This is a genomic window from Tolypothrix sp. FACHB-123 (genome assembly GCF_014697075.1).
In the GTDB taxonomy this organism is placed as follows: domain Bacteria; phylum Cyanobacteriota; class Cyanobacteriia; order Cyanobacteriales; family Nostocaceae; genus Aulosira.
The window spans coordinates 1-20,150 of sequence record NZ_JACJRE010000020.1; the positions used below are offsets into that span (position 1 = coordinate 1).

Genomic DNA, 20,150 nt, shown 5'->3' on the forward strand with positions numbered 1-20,150 from the left:
GATGTCAATACATATAAGGCTTTTGGCAAAATAAAGATGCTTTTTTTGTGTTTATATGAGTGCTATAACTAATAATTTGGCATAATAGCTACTGAAGAACCTAATAAGCTTGCAACAAATAATCTTGCGCGAGTCGCTGTTTGTTCCATGCCAAGTAAAATCGGGCGGCAAGTTCATTGGCTAAAGCTTCTTCATTAAAATACTGATTTTCTTGTGCAAAAGCAATCGCCAAATCGTAATATTTAATTGCTTCTGCTTTATTATCAAGAGTTCTTTGCCATTCTGCTTCCACTAAATAATATTTATGCAAATGGTTGCCTGGGACATGCTCTGCCCAATTTTTTAGCTTTTCTTGGTTGGCAATTACCCGTTGCTGAATATTTTCTTTTTCTGCTTGAGAAACTTGAGAATAAATTGCCAAATGTGCTAAAGAATCATAGGTGTGAAACAGTGGCACCAAAAATAATCCTGTTGCCCCACCCAAGTATTTTTCGATAGCGATCGCGGCTGCTACTGCTAATTCAAATTGACCAAACCAATAACACAGTAAAAGTCTGCTTGTATAGAAATAACATAGCGCTGTCTGATCCCCTGCCTGCTCTATTTTCGGCAGCATTTGTTCTTGATTAAAGGCATCTCCAATTAATTCCCATGCTTGCGGAGAATCACTAATCAAATTTAAAATTGCTTGCTGAAAAATCGTTAAATGACTGAGAAGCCCTTCCTGTTTTAGTTGTGTTAATTGTACATAAAAAGCCGCACTTTCAACGCTTAAATCATTTAATTCTTTACCGATAAACCAAGAATGCATCACATAAACAAATGCACAAATAGTTGCCGATTCTAAATCTCCGGTTTCCAGCCCACTTTGATAGCCTTTTCTGAGAAATGGTAAAGTATTTCTCAGTGGTTCTTTCCAATGCCACACGCTACAGTGAACACCTACATAAGCTCTAGCGATCATTTCTTTGGCATTCAGTTGTTCCAGCACCAAATGTGCTAACTGTCCAAACTGATAGCCGCGTTCAATTTCGCCCATCACCCCACATAACATCAGTCCATAGTAGGCATAACCATTGGCTGAGTAGGAAATATTTCCATACTTAACTGATAAATTTACTTGTTCCAGAATTATAAATGGCAAGAGATTTGGTGTAGCAACATAAGCAGAAGACGAAACACCAGCGAGAATCCTAATAGCAGCTACCTTTTCCGGTTCCTGCATCAAGGGTAGAGCAATTAAATCTAATGGTTCTCTACCTGCCAAAATTGTCTGTGTCACCGCACAAGCCTGACCAATATCCGATGGGCTAGGTTGTTGAGGAAAACTAATGCCTAAACATGCCAAAATGTCTAAAGCAATCTCCACCGCTTTAAGAAATTGATGTTGGGCTTGAGCTGCTTGAATTCTAATTTCATAAACTTTAACTTTATCTAATAAACACTGAGCCTGTTCTAAAATTACTGTGGCGAATTGTGTCATCTGCTCTAGATTCCCGCTTAAATAAGCAGCTTCAGTAGCCGCTTCATAAAGCGCTAAAGTTAGTTTGTACTGTGTTTGCCAAGAACTGTGTGACAACAAGCCGATACCAGTTAGGAAAAGTTTAAGCGCTGCTTTGTATGCTGTAGCGGCTCTAGCTTTGCGTCCAGCTTTGAGATTCAGTTGAGCAAGTTCAATTTGCTGTGTTTCCTCTGTGAGGAGATTTTTACCAATATTTAATTGGTTAACAATTTCAAAAACTTTCTCCTCTTGCTGAGCAGGGGTTGTATTATGCAGTAGTAGTTGTCCAATTTTTAGGTGAGTAGCTTGTTTTTGTTCTTCAGGAATAAGAGTATAGGCCGCTTGTTGGACGCGATCGTGCAAAAATTTGTAAACACAGGTATGAGAATTTAAACCTAAAAATTCTCCTGAATTTTGGTTTTTAGTTGCTGATTCCTCTTGAAAAAACTTATAAACTTCACTAGTTGGTAAAATTAATCCTTCTTGCAGCGCTTTCCACAAATCTACAGCAGTTTCAGCTAAAGATTTTTCATAAACAATAGCCAGATTTGCTAAATCAAAAGTGTTGCCAATGCAAGCAGCCAGTTTCAAAATCGATTGGGTAGCGCTGGGTAATTTTTGCAACTGAAGTGCCATAAATTCGACTACATCATCGGTAAGAGTCAGTGCTTGAATTTGCACAATATCCCCTTGCCAATAACCTTTTTTGCTATCAAAGTTAATATATCCTTCTTCATATAATGCTTTGAGCAATTGCGTAGCGAAAAAGGGATTACCTTGAGTTTTTCGATAGACTAATTCAGTTAATGGCACTGCTAATGATGCAGGACAACTTAAGGTATCAGCAATTAAATCATTCAGGTCGGATAACTTCAGGGAATTTAGGGTAATTGTGTTAATTATTGACCCAGTTTTACCGATATCATTCAATAACAACATCAGTGGATGAGCAGGGGATACTTCATTATTTCGATAGGCACCTATCAGCAACAAATAGCCTGTTTCTGCTTCACTAATCAGCATTTGCATTAGCTGTAGTGATTCCGAGTCTGCCCATTGCAAATCATCCAGAAAAATGACTAGGGGATGTTCTGGGGTAGTAAATACCTGAATGAACTTCTGAAACAGCAAATTAAAGCGATTTTGGGCTGCACTTCCAGTCAGTTCTACAGCCACAGGTTGCGTACCAATAATTTGTTCGAGTTCTGGAATTACTTCAATAATTACCTGTCCGTTTTCACCCAAAGCCGAGAGAATTTTTGTTTGCCATTGCTGAAGCTGAGCATCTGTTTCTGTTAGTAGTTGTGACATCAATTCGCGTAATGCCAAAACAAATGCAGAAAAAGGAATATTACGCTGATACTGGTCGAATTTACCTTTGATGAAGTAACCTTTCTGGCGTACAATTGGCTTGTGGACTTCGTTCACCACTGCTGTTTTACCAATACCAGAAAAACCCGCTACAAGCATGATTTCTGTACTACCATTACTGACGCGATCAAAAGCTTGGAGAAGGCTAGTAACTTCAGTTTCTCGACCATAAAGTTTTTCGGGAATGAGGAAGCGATCGCACACATCACGCTGTCCTAATTCAAAATCGTCTATCGCTCCCGTTTCTTGGTATTGAAGTAGGCAAATTTCTAAATCATATTTTAGTCCTAATGCACTCTGATAGCGGTCTTCAGCATTTTTCGCCATCAACTTCATCACTATTTGGGAAATTACTTGAGGAATCTCTTTCCTGTTCCCCAAAAATGGTGCTTGCTTCGCAATGTGACAGTGAATTAGTTCCATTGGATCGGAACATTGGAAGGGAAGTTGACCTGTAAGTAATTCAAAAAAAGTCACTCCTAAAGAATAAAAATCACTGCGATAATCAATACCCCGGTTCATTCTTCCAGTTTGCTCTGGGGATAGGTAAGCAAGAGTACCTTCTAATATTTGTGGATTTTTAATTTCTTGGTTTTCTCTGGGTAATAAAGAAGCAATACTAAAGTCAATTAGTTTAATTTGCTTGGTATCTGGATGAATGATAATGTTTGCAGGTTTAATATCTTTGTGGATGACTCGATGCTGATATAATCCGTTGAGAATGTCAGCTAACTGAAGGGCGATCGCTAAAAATTCATTTATTTTTATTGGTTTTCTTTGAGTATATTCTTCTAGTGAAATGCCTCCAAAGTCTTCCATTATTAGCGCATAGCTATTGAGATATATTTCCAGACTATAGGGTTGAATAATACCTGGTAAATTAAGATTTTTGGTAATTGTATACTGATTGCGGAACTGCAATAATTCACTAAAGGATGGGTAATCGCGTTGTAAGTATTTAATGATTACAGCTTGTCTATCTATTTCTCGAATAGCTTTATAGACAATAGTTTTAGAACTAAAGTAGATTTGTTTAACAACTTGATATCCTTCCATTCTCAGCGCTAAATCTAAATTATCCATAGTCATCTCTGGTAGCTCGCTCGCAACAATTTTTCATCAAGGATGCTTACAATTGAGTATTCCCAGAAGCTAAACCGAGAGACCATTTATAATGTAAATTTTTAGACAAACAAATGCGGAAATAGATAAAAAACTAACCCCTTTGTGGGTGGAGTTCTTGGGCATGGGGCATAAGGCATTGAGACATTGCTTCATGCTTCCCTTGTGCTATCTGCCTTTTAAAGGCGAAAATTTTGAAGTCAACTGACTGAGTGCGTGATTTGGGTAAGTTTTATAATTCTTAGAAGATTTTCATCTTGCTATCAGGGCTAATTCACTGCGATCGCTCAAAATAGCAAATGAGCAAGGTAAAAATCCCCACCCATCAGCAATAGATGAGGGTATGAGGAAAAGAACCGATAACTGACAACTGACTAATGACCAATGACCCACCAAACCCGGCGATATTTTTTAGAAACTAGTACAGTAATTGTTAGCACAGCATTTTTATCACAATATTTCACTAGGAAATCAGAAGTTATGACAGCAGCAAAAAATGAATTTGAAATCACCAAAACTGAAGAAGAATGGCGCAAGGCATTGACAGCAGAACAGTTTCATGTATTGCGTAAGCATGGAACTGAACGTGCTGGTACTAGTCCTTTGGATAAGCAATATGCTCAAGGAACTTACCTCTGTGCTGGGTGTGATTTACCGCTATTTTCCTCAGAAACAAAATTTAATAGTGGTACGGGCTGGCCTAGTTTTTATGCACCTATTGAAGGAGCGATCGCCACATCGGTAGACAAGTCGTTTTTTATGACGAGGGTTGAAGTCCATTGTCATCGTTGTGGCGGGCACTTAGGCCATGTTTTTAACGACGGCCCTGCACCTACTGGTAAGCGCTACTGTATGAATGGTGCAGCTTTAAAGTTCATTGCCAGCTAAGCGGCACATCAATATATTCTAGAGGGCATGGCAGTGCCATGCCCAATACCCATTTTCAAATTAGCCCCTCATGGGAAAAACTCACAACCAAACATGAAAATCTCTTTCCCCTAGCCCCTAGTCTCTAGCTCCTAGCCCCTATTTTCAAGTTAGCTAGTAGATGGTTGACTCAAAGTAGTTGTGAGATGCGATCGCGTGGCAAGTAGATAGCGTACTTCTTCATCGGTAGTTTGGGAGAAATCTTCATACCAAACCCCGACCGCATACATCTGCTCTGGCATTTTTAAACACACGACTTCTTCTACTTGTTCGCTGAGTTTGTCGCAAGTCTCTGGAGGAGCAACGGGAATTGCAACGACAATCCGGCGAGGCTGTTGCTGTTTTAATAAAGCAATAGCAGCTCGCATAGTTGAGCCAGTAGCAATACCGTCATCCACTAAAATTACAGTGCGGTTTTTGACATTTAATGGTGGGCGATCGCCACGATAAACGCGATCGCGGCGCTGTAATTCTTGCCATTCATCAGCTGTAACTTTGTTAATTGTTTGCTCAGTAATAGCCAACGAACTAATAACATCGTAATTTAAAACGCGAATACCTCCCGATGTAATAGCACCCATTGCTAACTCTTGATGACCGGGTACGCCAATTTTTCTCACTAAACAGATGTCTAATGGCGCATCTAATGCCTTTGCTACTTCATACGCGACTGGTACACCACCACGAGGCAAACCTAAAACCAACAAATCTTCACAATCAGCATAGGCTGTCAGTTCTCTAGCTAAAAACTTACCAGCTTCAGTCCGGGTACGGAACTTGATAGACATAACTTTACCTCCATCAGGTGAGAGCGACGCATCGCTTAATTCTGTGGAACATACAGAAGGCTGCCGAATCTACTCTCTATGCGCGATCGTTAGCGATAGCAGCTAGCGATCGCGCTGCCAATTTTTCTGGTAATTACTGCACAGTAATTGTGATTATCTATCAAATTTTGAGAATATATATCCTACTGTAGGCTGTTAAATACTGCCTGAATTACCATTACCCTATTTGCCGATTACACACAGAGAAACTTGTGAGTATTGACGACACCTTGCTGATGACTTTGAAAAAAAGTTAATGAATGCTCTCAACTTTATTTTCTCTCTTTCTTCTTATATTACGCAGCCCTAACATATAAAACAAGTGTATTTGTAGGGGCGGGTTTTCCCGCCCAGGGTTTCTAAAGAAGGAAATTTTTCTCGGTCAGATTACTGCTGTTAAAGTTAGTCAATGTCAGCAACGGTTGGAATTGATTAGCGCTGCGGTTACCATCAGGGTCAATGCTAACAACTGTATGAGAACCAACCTGTTGTTTTTTGATAAATGCCTTGTAAGGATTAGAACTAACAAAATTGGCACCATCAATAATTTTGCGTAAATCGATTTTGTCTTTTGCAGCTTCAAAATGTTGAATTTTATCGCCTCCTTCGGAAAAACTGTTATAGACAAATCGGTCGCTACCGCCTACGCCACTTAAAATATCGGCACCTTTACCACCTATCAAGACATCGTTACCTTCACCACCTTGAAGGATATCGTTACTAGCACCGCCTTTAAGGATGTCGTGACCGTCACCACCTTGGAGAATATTGTTAGTAGAACTGCCATTGATAGTGTCGTTACCGCGAGTACCGCGTAATAAATTCGGGCCAGACATGTCAATGCTCATAGCTGCTACATTTGTCTGCGAAGCTATCTCAAAAGCGCCAATATCTGGTTTGAAATCTCGCGATATTCCTCTTGCATCAATTGTGGGGATACTACTACCTGTCTTACCAGTATTAATGGCAGGGCTACCGGCTAGAAGGGGATGCAATAAAGAATTACCAATTTTTTGTAAAGGGCCAAGTAGAGGATCGACAATCTGACTACCCGCTACAACTCTGCTACCTCGTGAAGTAGCGGGAAATTCAATATTTCTACCACCATCTCGTAATTGATAGTTAACTTGTTGTTGTGATTTATCGCCAGCTTTGTTATTAGCAACAATTGAGTTAGTCAGCGTTATGGGGTTGTTTGCCCATCCAGTCCAAATTGCTCCAGAGGCTCTTCCGGCGGAGTTATTGACGATAGTAGAATTAATGATGTTGACGGGGGTGGATTTGTCAGTATTCACAAACATTGCCCCACCAGCATCTCGATTGACCTTATTCCCAGAAAAAGTGCTATTGATGATATTCTTCTCTGAGCCACCGTCTAACCACAAAGCACCTCCTTGTTTCTCTGCGGTGTTATTGGCAAAGGTGACGTTGCGAATTGTCAAAGCGCTATTACCTCGCAACCCACCACCTCGCGCCACACCTTTAGCACTCACGTTAGCGGTGTTACCAACAACGGTACTGTTTTCCAGAAGAATTTTGTCTTTTCCATAACCATAGAGAAAGAGTGCGCCACCTTCTCCCTTGGTTTGATTGTTTTCAAATCGGCTACCACGAATAGCGATTTTACCGCCGACAGAAGAACCAGAGCCGACTGGATTTGCACCATCAGTAAAGATTGCACCGCCACCAATATCACCTGCTGAACTGTTATTGCGGAAGACTGAGTTTTCTACAGTTAACCCACCCAGCAGACTATAAATTGCGCCGCCATTGACTCCCTTATTGTTGGTGAATTGGCTATTTTTGACAGTCAACTCGCCAGAACCGTAGGTAGAAATCGCTCCACTGCTATGTCCAGAGTTGGTGACAGTACCATCGTTTTTGTCAAAGCTGCTGTTAAGTACTGTAGCTTTAGCGCTGTAACCAACAAAGATGGCTCCGCCTTTACCTCCACGATTGTTATTGAATCTACAGTTTTCTACGATGAGGGAACCGTATTGACCAACTTTAATACCACCACCAGCATCAGTTGTATAACCATCAGCAATCGTTAGGTTTTTTACCTTAGCATCGATATGTCTGGCAATATTTAGTACTCTTTTTGCACCATTACCGCTAATCTTTAAATTTGCTGCTCCCGATGCATCAATTGTCAGATTCTTGGTAATGTTCAGTTCTCCACTTGTGAGTTTAATGACTTTATTGGCAAGTGAAGCGGAAAATTGGATGGTGTCTCCTGTTTTTGCAGAGGCGATCGCATTGCGTAAAGAACCTGCGCCGCTATCAGCAGATGTGGTCACTTTAATAATTGTCATGCTTTGAATTCCCTAAATTAAATAACGTTTTCAGTCCGACTTTTGCCTAGAATCACCACTTTTGTGATTCTTCATTAGTCGAGATGATGGGATTCAGAGCACCCTGTTGTGATGTTTTTTTCAGAGTTCATTCAATTTGATATTGAGAAATAACTGGCAATATCAGCCAAATTTTTCTCTTTTTTAGAGATGCATCAATTAATCACTGTTTGGATTCTATTGAATCAACAGCATTATGTTCATGTACACTTTATAACTTCAGCCAAACTTTATTCGCTATGGCAATTTTACTTAGATATTAGTTACATTGGTAACTTAACCAAGTTGAGTTGCCCGGACGAATTTACTTAGACAGATGTTACACAATTTGTCATCTTTATGCAACCTTTATAAAAAAAATATTTGAAATTTTATTAGTTCGATTTGATATTGATAAGTAATTACAAACCTACTCAAGTATTAGTTTGCAAGTAAGCATTATGTTAATAAAAACCCTGATTTAAGAGATTTACAAGATAAAAAATCTGGATTTAGCAAAAAAATTATTGATGAGTTTGCTCGGCCATGCTTAAACGGATACTAACATAAAATAAACGTTTATTAAAATTAAACTGCCATCATCGATGGTAATTCCGCATACAGGCTATAAAATAGGATAATTGACCAAAAAATCCTATTTTCGGCAATTAATATTGCTGATTTTACTGCATCAATTCTAGATAAATATGCTCTAGACTTACAGGCTGACGGGCGATTGAATTGATAGCTATACCTTCAAAACGGGCAATAATTTCTTTTAATTCCAAAGGTTCTGGTAACCAAAAAGCTAAATCATTACCATAACGCCTATGAGTAAAACCATATTCTTTAGCTCTGGTGATCGCTTCTGCTTCAGATTCAGTTTGCACTAATATTATTTCTTGGGCGGGAATTAATCTGCTTAACTCTGCTAAACTACCCTCAGCTATTATCTGACCGTTTTTTAAAACGCCAATCCGCTGACAAAGGCGTTCAGCTTCCTCTAATAGGTGAGTTGTCAGTAAAACTGTAATTCCTTGATTTTTCAGTTGGCGAATTAACTCCCAGATTTCATATCTCGCTTCAATATCTAACCCTGTTGTCGGTTCATCAAGAATCACTAGCTGTGGCTGATGTACTAAAGCCACTGCTATATTTAACCGTCTTTGCATCCCACCGCTGAGAGTTTCTACCGGGTATTTTGCTCTCTCTAATAAATTGACAGATGCTAAGGTATCTAAGATGCGTTGCTGACGTTCTTTTTTATCTAACCCATAAATATCAGCGAAAAATTTTAGATTCTCTGCACAAGATAGACTTTTATAAAGTAAATTATCTTGCGGTGCAACACCGATAATTTTTTTTGTGGCTTCTGTAACTGATTGCCGATCAATTATAATTTCACCACTATCAGCTTTCAGTAAATTACAAATAATATTAATGGTAGTTGTCTTACCCGATCCATTGGCACCTATTAAGCCATAAACTTCTCCAGGATTTATTTGCAAGTTCAAATTTTTCAGAACTTGTCTATTACCATAGGATTTATTTACGTTTTGAATTTTCAGCATATATTATAAATGGGCATGGGGCATTGGGCATTGGGCATTGGCTTCGCTGAAATCGAGCGCAGTCGAGATTCAGCCATCAGGGAGTTGGGCATTGGGTAATATATAAAAAACTAAATATATTATTTCATAAACGCCTTTCTATAATTAACATGCGGCGATAAGATAACCATCCACAAACAAGCATGATTATAGAAAAAATCAGTAAAAACCAAAAATGTGCAGAAATTTCTCTAATTGACTCACCTTTAGCTGAAACTGCTACAAAAGCTTCATTCATGTGATAAATGGGATTAAATTTAGCAATATCTATTAAAGTTGGTGGGAAAAGAGCAGCAGGTAAGAATGCTCCGCCAAGAATTAACAAAGGTACGCCAAAAGCGGCGATGAGTGAATTAACATCTTCAATTCGCCGTGCTAATTGTGTGCCTAAAATGAAACCTAAGCCAACATACGCAATAATCGTCATAAAAATAATTATCAAGCCTAATAAAATAGATCCCTTAAAAGTCGCACCCCAAAAGGCAGCAATAGTATAAATTAAAATTGTCTGTCCTACAGCAATGCAACTATGAGCTAGAAAAATTCCTAAAAAATAGGAAATCCCGCTTAAGGGAGAAAGAAACAAGCGTTTGAGAGTTTGCTGTTCTCTTTCTGCAACTACAGTAGCGACACTACCACCTAAACAGCTAAAAAACATTGCTGCTCCTACCAAAGTTGAGGGTGCAGCATATTCAAAAGCCGTATTTATTGGTAATTGTGCCCGTTCTGCTAAGATAAAGCCACTGAGAAGTAATACTGAAATCGGAAAAATACTCCAAAAAATTAAGCTGCGTCTGCGGCGTAATAGTTCAATTAAAATCCGCTGAGTAACCGCTATAATTTCCCGCCAATATTTCATTAAATATATCTTCCTTACTTAAGTTTATATTTAAAATAATTATTCTTGAATTTTAGAAACAATTACCTCAACAGGCCTGAGAATTTTATCACCCATACTAAAACCACGGCGGATAATTTTTGTAATTGTTTGATTTTCTAAATCGTTACGAACTTCAATATCTACGACTTTACAATAGCGGAAATCGGGCTGATTCTCCTGAAAATCTATAAGTTGAACTGCTTGCTTTTGTAGTATCTGGAGAAGCTGATTTTCAATATTAGCAATAGTTGCGAGTAAATGCTGCCCAGATGGATTTAAAGACTCTAGATTTTCGCTCATGTAGTTGTGCAAGAATTCTAAAGCATCAAAGAATTCTATGAGTTCTAAAAAAAGTTCTTCCGATTCGGCATGGGCTTGCTGTTGTTGTTGGTGAATAGTTTGTTTTAAAGCAAATTTGATTTTTAAAAGAGAGCTAATCTCTTGTAAAACATGCTCCCTTTCTCCCTCGTTTAATTTGAATTTTTTATGGTTTTTAATCATGTTTTTGGCAAGATTTTTTTTATGTTAATCTAATTCCACACTAAATTTTGCATATCTCTGAGATATGAGCGATCGCTTCTCTGACACACTCCCCACCCTTGAAGCAGGGCTGTTTCGTCCCACAAGGGATAAGAGTTTGTCAATATCATAGAAATAAATCTTTGAGCAATTGTGATGGCAGAATAACCATTTCGACGCAAAAGATTAACTGTGTTAGTGAAGCTTTACCGAAGGTATCGTTTGCATCACCGATAGATTTACAAGGGCGTTACCCATATATATAACTAAAAAACTCCACCCATAAGAGAATGGAGTTCCCCACCGACTTCCATCAACAAACTTTACTACTGATGTAGTAAATAGCAGAGGACTATCTTCACAACAAAATTCTTTGTCTTTCCTGGTGCCATTTGCCTAGTCACTGAGCTTGTCGTACTGCGTTGGAGGTTCTCGCAGAGTAGCCCTTCTCGTAGAGTAGCAGAACCCACAGGGTAGTGCTGCCCTTTGCTTTTTCAAGTACAAATACAGAACATATTGTATAGTTTATTTCTATTTTTATTTTGAAATCGTAATATTAATCCACGAATTCTTGATGAAAAGACTACAATTTGGGTGGTAGCTTCCACAACTTATCTGTGTAACACTCAAAAGCTACTTAAGTTATTTTTGAACGGGAGGTCAGGTAATGGCTATCGCCACCATTAATCCCGCCACTGGGGAGACGCTCAAAACCTTTGAGTCGCTAAGTGATACTGAAATCGCCGCTAAGCTGGATTTAGCAGGTCAGGCTTTTGAGCATTACCGTAAGACTAGTTTTCAACAACGATCGCAATGGCTGCAAAAAGCTGCCGATATTTTAGAGCAAGAGAAGGCAGAATTTGCTAAAGTGATGACTCTAGAAATGGGTAAGACTTTGAAAGCTGCGATCGCAGAAGCCGAAAAATGCGCCCTTGTCTGTCGCTACTACGCCGAACACGCTGCTAGTTTTCTGGCTGATGTAGCCGTAAAAACCGATGCTAGCAAAAGTTTTGTTCGCTACCAACCTTTAGGTGTAATTCTGGCTGTCATGCCGTGGAATTTCCCCTTTTGGCAAGTGTTTCGCTTTGCTGCGCCGGCATTGATGGCAGGTAATGTAGGTTTACTGAAACACGCTTCTAATGTACCCCAATGCGCCTTAGCAATTGAAGATATATTTTTACGTGCAGGTTTTCCTAGTGGTGTGTTTCAAACTCTGTTAATCGGGGCTGCGAAAGTTGCCGATCTCATGGCTGATGACAGAGTTAAAGCGGCTACCTTAACAGGAAGTGAACCCGCAGGGATATCTTTAGCGGTAGCGGCGGGAAAGCAAATTAAAAAGACAGTTCTGGAATTAGGTGGAAGCGATCCCTTCATCGTGTTAGAGAGCGCTGATTTAACAGCAGCAGTTGTCACAGCAACTACAGCACGAATGTTAAATAACGGGCAATCTTGTATAGCAGCGAAACGTTTCATTGTGGCAGAAGCGATCGCTGATAAATTTGAAAAACTGTTGTTAGATAAATTCCTGGCCTTAAAAGTTGGCGATCCCATGCAACTAGACACTGACTTAGGCCCCTTGGCAACTCCCGGTATTCTCCAGGATTTAGACCAACAAGTGCAAGCTGCTGTCAAAAGCGGTGGGAAAGTCCTCACCGGTGGACATGCAATATCCGATCGTCCTGGTAATTACTATGCACCGACGATGATCGCGGATATTCCTCAAGATAGTGCGATCGCCCAAGAAGAATTTTTCGGGCCAGTAGCTTTACTATTCCGTGTCCCCGATATTGATGCAGCCATTAAACTCGCTAATTCTATACCCTTTGGCTTAGGCGCTAGTGCTTGGACAACCAACGACCAAGAATGCGATCGCCTAGTTGAAGAAATCGAAGCTGGTGCCGTATTTATCAACGGTATGGTGAAATCCGACCCCCGCTTACCTTTTGGCGGTATAAAACGTTCTGGGTATGGCAGAGAATTGAGTATCCAGGGGATACATGAGTTTGTCAATGTTAAAACAGTGTGGGTTAAGTAGTTAATCTAGGGCATTGGGCATTGGGCATTGGTCAAAGAACAAATGACTAATGACTAATGACCAATGACTAAGCGCAAAGTCTGAGCGCCGGCTTCCGGCGAGCAGAACTTTGTAAGAATGAAAAAATAGAGGAAATCAAATGAATACAGCAGATTTATTAGTACAGTGTTTAGAAAATGAAGGTGTAGAATACGTTTTTGGTCTTCCTGGTGAAGAAAATTTGCATGTTTTAGAAGCCTTAAAAAAATCTTCCATTAAATTTATTACTACCCGTCACGAACAAGGCGCAGCTTTCATGGCTGATGTTTATGGACGTTTGACGGGGAAAGCTGGCGTATGTCTTTCTACTCTTGGCCCTGGAGCGACAAATTTGATGACTGGGGTTGCTGATGCTAACCTTGATGGTGCGCCTTTAGTCGCTATTACCGGACAAGTGGGAACGGATAGAATGCACATTGAATCCCACCAATATTTGGATTTGGTGGCAATGTTTGCCCCGGTTACTAAATGGAATAAACAAATTGTTCGCCCTAGTATTACACCAGAAGTTGTGCGCAAAGCCTTTAAGCGATCGCAATCTGAAAAACCTGGTGCAGTACACATAGATTTACCAGAAAATATTGCGGCTATGTCTGTAGAAGGCAAGCCCTTACATAAGGATAAAATTGAAAAAACTTATGCATCTTTTGCGAGTATTCGCGCCGCCGCAGCCGCAATTTCCCAAGCAGTAAATCCTTTAATTTTAGTAGGTAATGGGGCGATTCGTGCCCAAGCTAGTGATGCTGTTACTCAATTTGCTACTCAATTGAATATTCCTGTAGCTAATACTTTTATGGGTAAAGGCGTAATTCCTTATACCCATAACTTAGCCCTATGGTCAGTAGGATTGCAACAGCGAGATTTTATTACTTGTGGCTTTGATAACACCGATTTAGTAATTGCTATTGGCTACGATTTAATCGAATTTTCTCCGAAGAAATGGAATCCTGACGGCAAAATTCCCGTTATTCATATTGGTCTAAGTGCAGCAGAAATTGATAGCAGTTATATTCCCTATGCTGAAGTAATCGGTGATATTTCCGATTCATTAATGGAAATTTTAAAGTTAGCAGATAGACAAGGAAAACCCAATCCCTACGCTATCAGTTTACGCGCAAATATCCGTGCAGATTACGAAGAACATGCCCATGATGATGGTTTTCCCATCAAACCGCAAAAGTTAATTTATGACTTGCGCCAAGTGATGGGGCCAGATGATGTTGTCATCTCTGATGTCGGGGCGCATAAAATGTGGATGGCTCGCCATTATCATTGTCATAGCCCCAATACTTGTATTATTTCTAATGGCTTTGCTGCAATGGGAATTGCGATTCCTGGCGCTTTAGCTGCAAAACTCGTCTATCCGAATCGCAAAATTGTAGCTGTAACTGGTGATGGCGGTTTTATGATGAACTGTCAGGAATTAGAAACAGCTTTGCGTGTTGGTACTCCTTTTGTCACCTTAATTTTTAATGATGGTGGCTATGGATTAATTGAGTGGAAGCAAGAAAATCATTTTGGGCCGGGACAGTCAGCTTTTGTCAGATTTGGTAATCCTGATTTTGTTAAATTAGCTGAAAGTATGGGTTTAAAAGGTTATAGAGTTGAATCTGCTATTGATTTAATTCCTGTACTTAAAGAAGCCCTAGCGCAAGATGTACCTGCGGTTATCGATTGTCCTGTAGACTATCGTGAAAATCGCCGCTTTACTCAAAAAGCTGGTGAATTGAGTTGTTCGTTGTAATCAGTTAACAGCGATAAGTAAGGGTGCAGCAATCCCAATCTTGGGGAAGATCAACTAATTTTATTGATGCCGTACCCTTACGGCTAATTACATTTTTTGACTATACAATTATTTTGATATGCAGTTAGTTGCTAGATTTTTGCCAGATACTAAATTAAAAATTATTTAGCTGGATAGGAATCAAAATTTAATATACCGAATTTTGTAAATTTATTATCAAATATTTTTAAGACTTACGCAAGTAAAATTTGTCATTGCAACCGAAACGTAGTGTAGGGAAGCCCAGTCCACTCTCCAGCTACCTATATTTCAGGAATTGACCTCCTCTCCCGCTAATTGAGTCTCGCAATGTAGCGGGAGTCTTCTAGCTGAAGCTAGATAAAATATTTTTTTACTCTACAAGATATATAAAACAATCATTAATTTGGATAAAAATGAAGAAATAGGGAGAAAAACACTGACAACAGATTGTAAGTTGGTGAGGTAGAGATAATTTGTCTAAAAGCGCGTACATCGTTTATCTGAACTACGCTAGATTTTGCTATCTCCTACTCCAGGTGACAAATTAAATAGGATTGCTATGTGAATTATCTAAAAATACTGACTTTACATAGCTTGCTAATATTAACTAATGGTTAAATTTGGATTAATAAAACATTAAGCAACATAGATTTAATATATTAAAATAACCTTGTAAAATAGTGATTCTGATCACAATCAACTTAAATATTTAATTGATAATCAATGTTCTATTGATTACAAGAGCAAATATCTTTTAAAAGGTAAAGCATGATGTTTAAGTTAGAGAAAAATAGCAAAGTTGTAGATAATTACTCAAGTATGGAAGTATCAGATGCTCAAACATTGCTGAATACGCTGCAACAGTTGCGTCAGATAGTAAAAGAAGAAGGAGAGAAAATTTTTCAGCAGTGGCGATCGCAGATCGAGAGGTCAACTTTTCTCAGCAGTAGCAAAAATCTGGCCTATTACTTAGCACTAAGGCGACACGATCTGCGACCAGTGCAAGCAGCTTTGATGCCTTGGGGTTTGTCTTCCTTAGGACGAATTGAATCTAGAGTATTGCCCAATTTAGATGCAGCGATCGCAACTTTGGGAGCTATTTGTCAAGCCGATCCTCATTCCTTACCTCCACGTCCATCACTTGAGGAATTTTTTGCAGGCGATCGCTTGCTTCAACAAAATACAGATGAATTATTCGGAAACAAACCCGAACAACGCCGGGTAAGAATTATGGTTACCTTACCAACCGTAGCAGCTAGCAATTATGGATTAGTGCGGAATTTACTTTTGCGTGGATGTGATTGCGTGCGGATCAACTGCGCTCACGATTCTGCTACTGAATGGTCAGCTATGATTGCTAATGTGCGCGTAGCGGCGAGAGAAAGAGGATATCCTTGTAAAGTGCTGATGGACTTAGCAGGCCCCAAACCGCGCATTGGTATGGCGATCGCGCCGAATTCTCCTAAGCGTTTATATCGGGGAGAGACGATACTGTTGACAGGTAATTTACCTACCACAATTTCCTCAGACGGTTTCCAAGCAAACTGTTCTATTCCTGAAGTTCTAGAACAATTAAAAGTTGGTGCTACTGTTTGGATTGATGATGGTAGTCTAGGTGCCAAGGTAGAATCTATTAAGCCTGAAGGCGTCATGTTACGTATTACCTATGCGGACTTAAAGGGTAACAAAATTCCTCACGAAAAGGGTCTAAACTTTCCTGATACTGATTTACTTCTCAATCCCCTCACAGAGAAAGACTTGCAAGATTTGGATTTTGTCGCAGTTCATGCAGATATTGTGGGTTACTCCTTTGTGCAACAAGCAGCAGATATTGAGCGTTTGCAATGGGAGTTAGAACGCAGAAGACCAAATAAACCTCCAGCAATTGTCGCTAAAATTGAAACGCCCCAAGCTGTGCGCAATCTCCCAGAACTAATTGTGCAAGCAGCAGGCAAACAGCCCTTTGGGATTATGATTGCCAGAGGAGATTTAGCGATTGAAATTGGCTATCAAAGGTTAGCGGAAATCCAAGAAGAAATTCTCTGGTTGTGTGAAGCGGCTCATGTTCCTGTAATTTGGGCTACACAGGTTTTAGAAAAACTTGTGAAAAAAGGCATTCCCTCACGGGCAGAAATTACTGATGCGGCAATGGCAGAACGGGCTGAATGTGTAATGTTAAACAAGGGCCCGTTTATTGCCGAGGCGGTGACAATTTTGGATGATGTGTTAACCAGAATGGAAGCCCATCAACAAAAAAAGACACCCCAGCTGCGTGCTTTAAATTCATGGTAAGTAATCACAGGTGAATTAAAGAGCGATCGCTACTGTTTTCTGTGTAAAAATCTTGATTTCTGGACAAAACAAGTAACCAAGACATTAAGCTTGTACTCCCAAGTGAACTAGTATAACCATCCGCAAAAAGTACGGTTAATACTCCAGAGAAGTGAAGTTTGCCTTGTTATATTTGAGAAGTCAGCAGCTAAAACACTGACACCTAGAACCAAGAAAAAGCATTACCATCGCGGTATCAGGTAGTTATATTTGGGAGCAATTTAAATATAAGCTCCCTCAACTATAAGTAAGGAATTATCGAACTCCGGAATGTAGAGAGGCGCTGACTCGCGTCTCTATATTCCGGAGGTAAATATTGTCAAAAAATAAAATTGAACAGCCTTACATCAGAACTTTCTGCGTGAAAAAAAAGATTTTTGCAGTAGCACTGGCTCTTTTAACTTTTATTATGGTTATACTTGCAGCTTCTACCCAAAGTTCTCAAAGTCTTTCTCATGAGAACATCAATGAAATCTATGTTTTTGGGGATAGTCTTTCTGATACAGGTAATATATTCAAAGCCACAAACGGAGTTTATCCTCCTAGTCCTCCTTATTTTCAAGGGCGTTATTCTAACGGGCCGGTTTGGGTAGAACATCTTAGCTCTAAGTTAGGATTGAATCAAACCAAAAATATGAATTTTGCCCTTGGTGGTGCAACTACTGTTAGCAGTAGTCTGAACGGTATTCCGGGAACATTAGCGCAAGTCAATAGTTATACAAAATCCCTACCCCAGGTAAACCCAAATGCGCTGTATATTCTTTGGGCTGGAGCCAATGACTATCTTTTTGGAGCAACGAATACTAATTCTGCGATCGCTAATATCTCCAATGCAGTAGAGTCATTATTAACAGCCGGAGTAAACACAATTTTAGTAGCGAATTTACCTGATTTGGGTAAAATACCAGCCACTTACAATACCGCAAATGCTAGTAACCTGAGCTTCATTACAAATCAGCATAATTTAGAGCTGAGTAAATCTATTGATTCACTCCAAAAAAAATTAGGTTTTCATAAGAATATCATCCAACTCGATACTAATCACCTTTATCGAGAAGCAATTTCCTATCCAGCTAAATTTGGATTTACAAATGTGACTAGTTCTTGTTTATCTAATATTACTAGCTGTAAAAATCCAGATCAGTTTTTATTTTGGGACGGGATTCATCCCACAACTGCGGCTCACAGAATCTTGGCTGATGCAGCGTTAAAAGCAATAATTAACTTACCAAGGCTTTAACTTTTAGGGGTGGGTTGATCTCACCCCTACAATTTGGGATAATTTATTTTTGGAATTCCCCTAAAAAATCCTATGTTAATAATTTTAAAAAGAACGTCGCCAACCTAACTTATTTTGTGAAGGCATATTGATATTACACGAAACCGGACTTACCTGAAAGTTACAAGTGTAAGTTCCTAAGAGTTCTTGCTGATAATTAAACACGCGAATATTATAATTATCCCTTCTGGCAGAAGTACCCAAACGATTAATAAAGTCGTAACGTTCTAGATAATCTAATAAACTCCATATTTGCTGGTTCACTATTAAATCTACCCGTGCAGGTTCGTCCTGAGAAGCTGGATATGCTATCCAATTATCTAATAACTTGTTCTCAGCACTATTTTGTGCGCGCCATAAGCTAGGAATGGTCAAATTTCTCTGGCTAATAGTAGAGGCTGTAATTACAGAGTTATTTGGTTTTGTTAACAAGCTAAGTTCTAAAGGTGCATCAGAAGCCTGCGGTAGAGCATTATTTTCTCCTAGTGAAGGTCGGATTGGTAGCAGAGAAATTATTGCTAGGCTGATAGTTACTAATAGTGGTAGCGATGTTTTTCGACCAGAATTTTGTTGAGTAAACATAATTTTCATTAGTTTGCACGACCGATTTATTTTGCTTTACAGAGATTTGCATTTATCTAGATTAAGGATTGGCAAGTTTATAGTCAGCACTTCAACGCTGAAAAATCAAACTTATTTTATGAACTAAGGCATAAATAATTTCTAGCAATACTTATGGTTCAATCTAGGGTAAATAGCTGTAAGTAATAAGACATAATTGAATGTCAATATGTTCTGATTATGCCATATTTTCATCTAGGATTTTTCTCTAAAGTTTGATTGCAAGAATGCGAATACGTCGATAGTCTGCTATCCAAGTTTCATCTTGATAGAGACTTGGCTTTAGTTGTTGTTCGACTTGACGAATTACTTGTGCTTTTTGTTCAGCAGACAAGTCAACAAAAAATGCACCAGCAAACATGTCAATCCAGTTGGCTAAACCTGCTGCTTTGTCTGCTAGGGGAGTGGGGCGATCGCGCAAATTGGCATAGATGACATCAAATCCTTGCTGTTCTAGGAGGGTAGCATATTCGCCAATGCTGGGATAGTACCAAGGATTGCGTGTTTTTGGTTCGGGAATTCCCAAAGAAGCGATCGCATTTTCTAAAGCTGTGGCGATCGCTTTTACATTCCCTTTACCGCCAAATTCAGCCACAAATCTTCCGCCAGGTTTGAGTGCTTGGTGTATCGATGCGATCGCTGTTTCTGCTGGTTTCACCCAATGTAAAACAGCGTTAGAAAATACAGCATCACATGGTTGTGCTACTTGAAAGTTCGTCGCATCCGCAACATCAAACTGGATATGGGGATAGTTTTGTCTCGCCTTCTCAATCATCGTTGCGGCGTTATCAATTCCCATTACCGCAGCGCCAGCTTGAGCAATTTTTTCTGTGAGTTGTCCCGTTCCACAACCGAGATCTAAAATTAACTCTCCAGACTGGGGGTTTAGTAGTTGTAATAAGTCCTCACCATATTGCCATACGAAGGCATGTTTATCTTGATAAAGAGTAGTATTCCAATTATTAGACATATAGCTGTTGATTGATGACT

Annotated in this window: 14 protein-coding genes; 6 read left to right on the plus strand and 8 right to left on the minus strand. The window is 39.4% G+C overall.

What is annotated here, in order from left to right; translation table 11 throughout:
- Nucleotides 1-100: 100 nt before the first annotated feature.
- Entirely contained in the window at nucleotides 101-3,955 is a 3,855-nt protein-coding gene (locus H6G41_RS14910; protein ID WP_190746967.1) for an AAA family ATPase, read from the minus strand.
- Nucleotides 3,956-4,378: 423 nt separating this feature from the next.
- Here H6G41_RS14910 and msrB point away from each other — a divergent pair, with 423 nt between their 5' ends.
- The gene (msrB, locus tag H6G41_RS14915) at nucleotides 4,379-4,882 is read left to right on the plus strand and encodes a peptide-methionine (R)-S-oxide reductase MsrB (protein WP_190746968.1); all 504 of its coding nucleotides are present in this window, start codon (nucleotides 4,379-4,381) and stop codon (nucleotides 4,880-4,882) included.
- A 149-nt stretch (nucleotides 4,883-5,031) separates the two neighbouring features.
- Here msrB and H6G41_RS14920 read toward each other — a convergent pair whose 3' ends face one another.
- A complete protein-coding gene (locus tag H6G41_RS14920) occupies nucleotides 5,032-5,709 on the minus strand; it encodes a phosphoribosyltransferase (protein ID WP_190746969.1) in 678 nt (225 codons plus the stop codon).
- 17 nt (nucleotides 5,710-5,726) lie between these two features.
- Between H6G41_RS14920 and H6G41_RS14925 the strand changes: the two genes are divergently transcribed.
- Nucleotides 5,727-5,900 (plus strand): hypothetical protein, encoded by a 174-nt coding sequence (locus H6G41_RS14925; RefSeq protein WP_190746970.1) that lies wholly within the window; start codon nucleotides 5,727-5,729, stop codon nucleotides 5,898-5,900.
- A 207-nt stretch (nucleotides 5,901-6,107) separates the two neighbouring features.
- Here H6G41_RS14925 and H6G41_RS35765 read toward each other — a convergent pair whose 3' ends face one another.
- The 4 genes from H6G41_RS35765 to H6G41_RS14945 form a co-directional block, all read right to left on the minus strand.
- Nucleotides 6,108-8,063, minus strand: coding sequence for a choice-of-anchor Q domain-containing protein (locus H6G41_RS35765; RefSeq protein ID WP_190746971.1), 1,956 nt, complete (start codon nucleotides 8,061-8,063; stop codon nucleotides 6,108-6,110).
- A gap of 701 nt (nucleotides 8,064-8,764) precedes the next feature.
- Entirely contained in the window at nucleotides 8,765-9,652 is an 888-nt protein-coding gene (locus H6G41_RS14935; protein WP_190746972.1) for an ABC transporter ATP-binding protein, read from the minus strand.
- A gap of 124 nt (nucleotides 9,653-9,776) precedes the next feature.
- Nucleotides 9,777-10,550, minus strand: a complete 774-nt coding sequence (locus tag H6G41_RS14940; protein ID WP_190746973.1) for an ABC transporter permease — start codon at nucleotides 10,548-10,550, stop codon at nucleotides 9,777-9,779.
- A 39-nt stretch (nucleotides 10,551-10,589) separates the two neighbouring features.
- Nucleotides 10,590-11,072: a nucleotide exchange factor GrpE gene (locus H6G41_RS14945; protein ID WP_190746974.1), complete on the minus strand. Its 483-nt coding sequence runs from the start codon at nucleotides 11,070-11,072 to the stop codon at nucleotides 10,590-10,592.
- Nucleotides 11,073-11,757: 685 nt separating this feature from the next.
- Here H6G41_RS14945 and H6G41_RS14950 point away from each other — a divergent pair.
- The 4 genes from H6G41_RS14950 to H6G41_RS14965 all read left to right on the plus strand — a co-directional run bounded on the left by H6G41_RS14950 (nucleotide 11,758) and on the right by H6G41_RS14965 (nucleotide 18,500).
- Nucleotides 11,758-13,125, plus strand: a complete 1,368-nt coding sequence (locus H6G41_RS14950) for an NAD-dependent succinate-semialdehyde dehydrogenase (RefSeq protein ID WP_190746975.1) — start codon at nucleotides 11,758-11,760, stop codon at nucleotides 13,123-13,125.
- A gap of 139 nt (nucleotides 13,126-13,264) precedes the next feature.
- Nucleotides 13,265-14,908, plus strand: a complete 1,644-nt coding sequence (locus H6G41_RS14955; RefSeq protein ID WP_190746976.1) for an acetolactate synthase large subunit — start codon at nucleotides 13,265-13,267, stop codon at nucleotides 14,906-14,908.
- 789 nt (nucleotides 14,909-15,697) lie between these two features.
- Entirely contained in the window at nucleotides 15,698-17,221 is a 1,524-nt protein-coding gene (locus H6G41_RS14960) for a pyruvate kinase (protein WP_242037933.1), read from the plus strand.
- Between the two features lie 355 nt (nucleotides 17,222-17,576).
- Entirely contained in the window at nucleotides 17,577-18,500 is a 924-nt protein-coding gene (locus H6G41_RS14965) for an SGNH/GDSL hydrolase family protein (RefSeq protein ID WP_242037934.1), read from the plus strand.
- Between the two features lie 84 nt (nucleotides 18,501-18,584).
- On the opposite strand, the gene H6G41_RS14970 is transcribed toward H6G41_RS14965, so the two are convergent.
- Both H6G41_RS14970 and H6G41_RS14975 read right to left on the minus strand, forming a co-directional pair.
- Entirely contained in the window at nucleotides 18,585-19,130 is a 546-nt protein-coding gene (locus H6G41_RS14970) for a hypothetical protein (protein ID WP_242037935.1), read from the minus strand.
- A 238-nt stretch (nucleotides 19,131-19,368) separates the two neighbouring features.
- A complete protein-coding gene (locus H6G41_RS14975) occupies nucleotides 19,369-20,130 on the minus strand; it encodes a class I SAM-dependent methyltransferase (protein WP_190746978.1) in 762 nt (253 codons plus the stop codon).
- Nucleotides 20,131-20,150 lie beyond the last annotated feature (20 nt).

Coding starts and splice junctions, on each gene's coding strand:
- H6G41_RS14910 (WP_190746967.1), bottom strand. CDS start 3,955: ATGGATAATTTAGATTTAGCGCTGAGAATGGAAGGATATCAAGTTGTT.
- msrB (WP_190746968.1), top strand. CDS start 4,379: ATGACCCACCAAACCCGGCGATATTTTTTAGAAACTAGTACAGTAATT.
- H6G41_RS14920 (WP_190746969.1), bottom strand. CDS start 5,709: ATGTCTATCAAGTTCCGTACCCGGACTGAAGCTGGTAAGTTTTTAGCT.
- H6G41_RS35765 (WP_190746971.1), bottom strand. CDS start 8,063: ATGACAATTATTAAAGTGACCACATCTGCTGATAGCGGCGCAGGTTCT.
- H6G41_RS14935 (WP_190746972.1), bottom strand. CDS start 9,652: ATGCTGAAAATTCAAAACGTAAATAAATCCTATGGTAATAGACAAGTT.
- H6G41_RS14940 (WP_190746973.1), bottom strand. CDS start 10,550: ATGAAATATTGGCGGGAAATTATAGCGGTTACTCAGCGGATTTTAATT.
- H6G41_RS14945 (WP_190746974.1), bottom strand. CDS start 11,072: ATGATTAAAAACCATAAAAAATTCAAATTAAACGAGGGAGAAAGGGAG.
- H6G41_RS14950 (WP_190746975.1), top strand. CDS start 11,758: ATGGCTATCGCCACCATTAATCCCGCCACTGGGGAGACGCTCAAAACC.
- H6G41_RS14955 (WP_190746976.1), top strand. CDS start 13,265: ATGAATACAGCAGATTTATTAGTACAGTGTTTAGAAAATGAAGGTGTA.
- H6G41_RS14960 (WP_242037933.1), top strand. CDS start 15,698: ATGATGTTTAAGTTAGAGAAAAATAGCAAAGTTGTAGATAATTACTCA.
- H6G41_RS14970 (WP_242037935.1), bottom strand. CDS start 19,130: ATGAAAATTATGTTTACTCAACAAAATTCTGGTCGAAAAACATCGCTA.
- H6G41_RS14975 (WP_190746978.1), bottom strand. CDS start 20,130: ATGTCTAATAATTGGAATACTACTCTTTATCAAGATAAACATGCCTTC.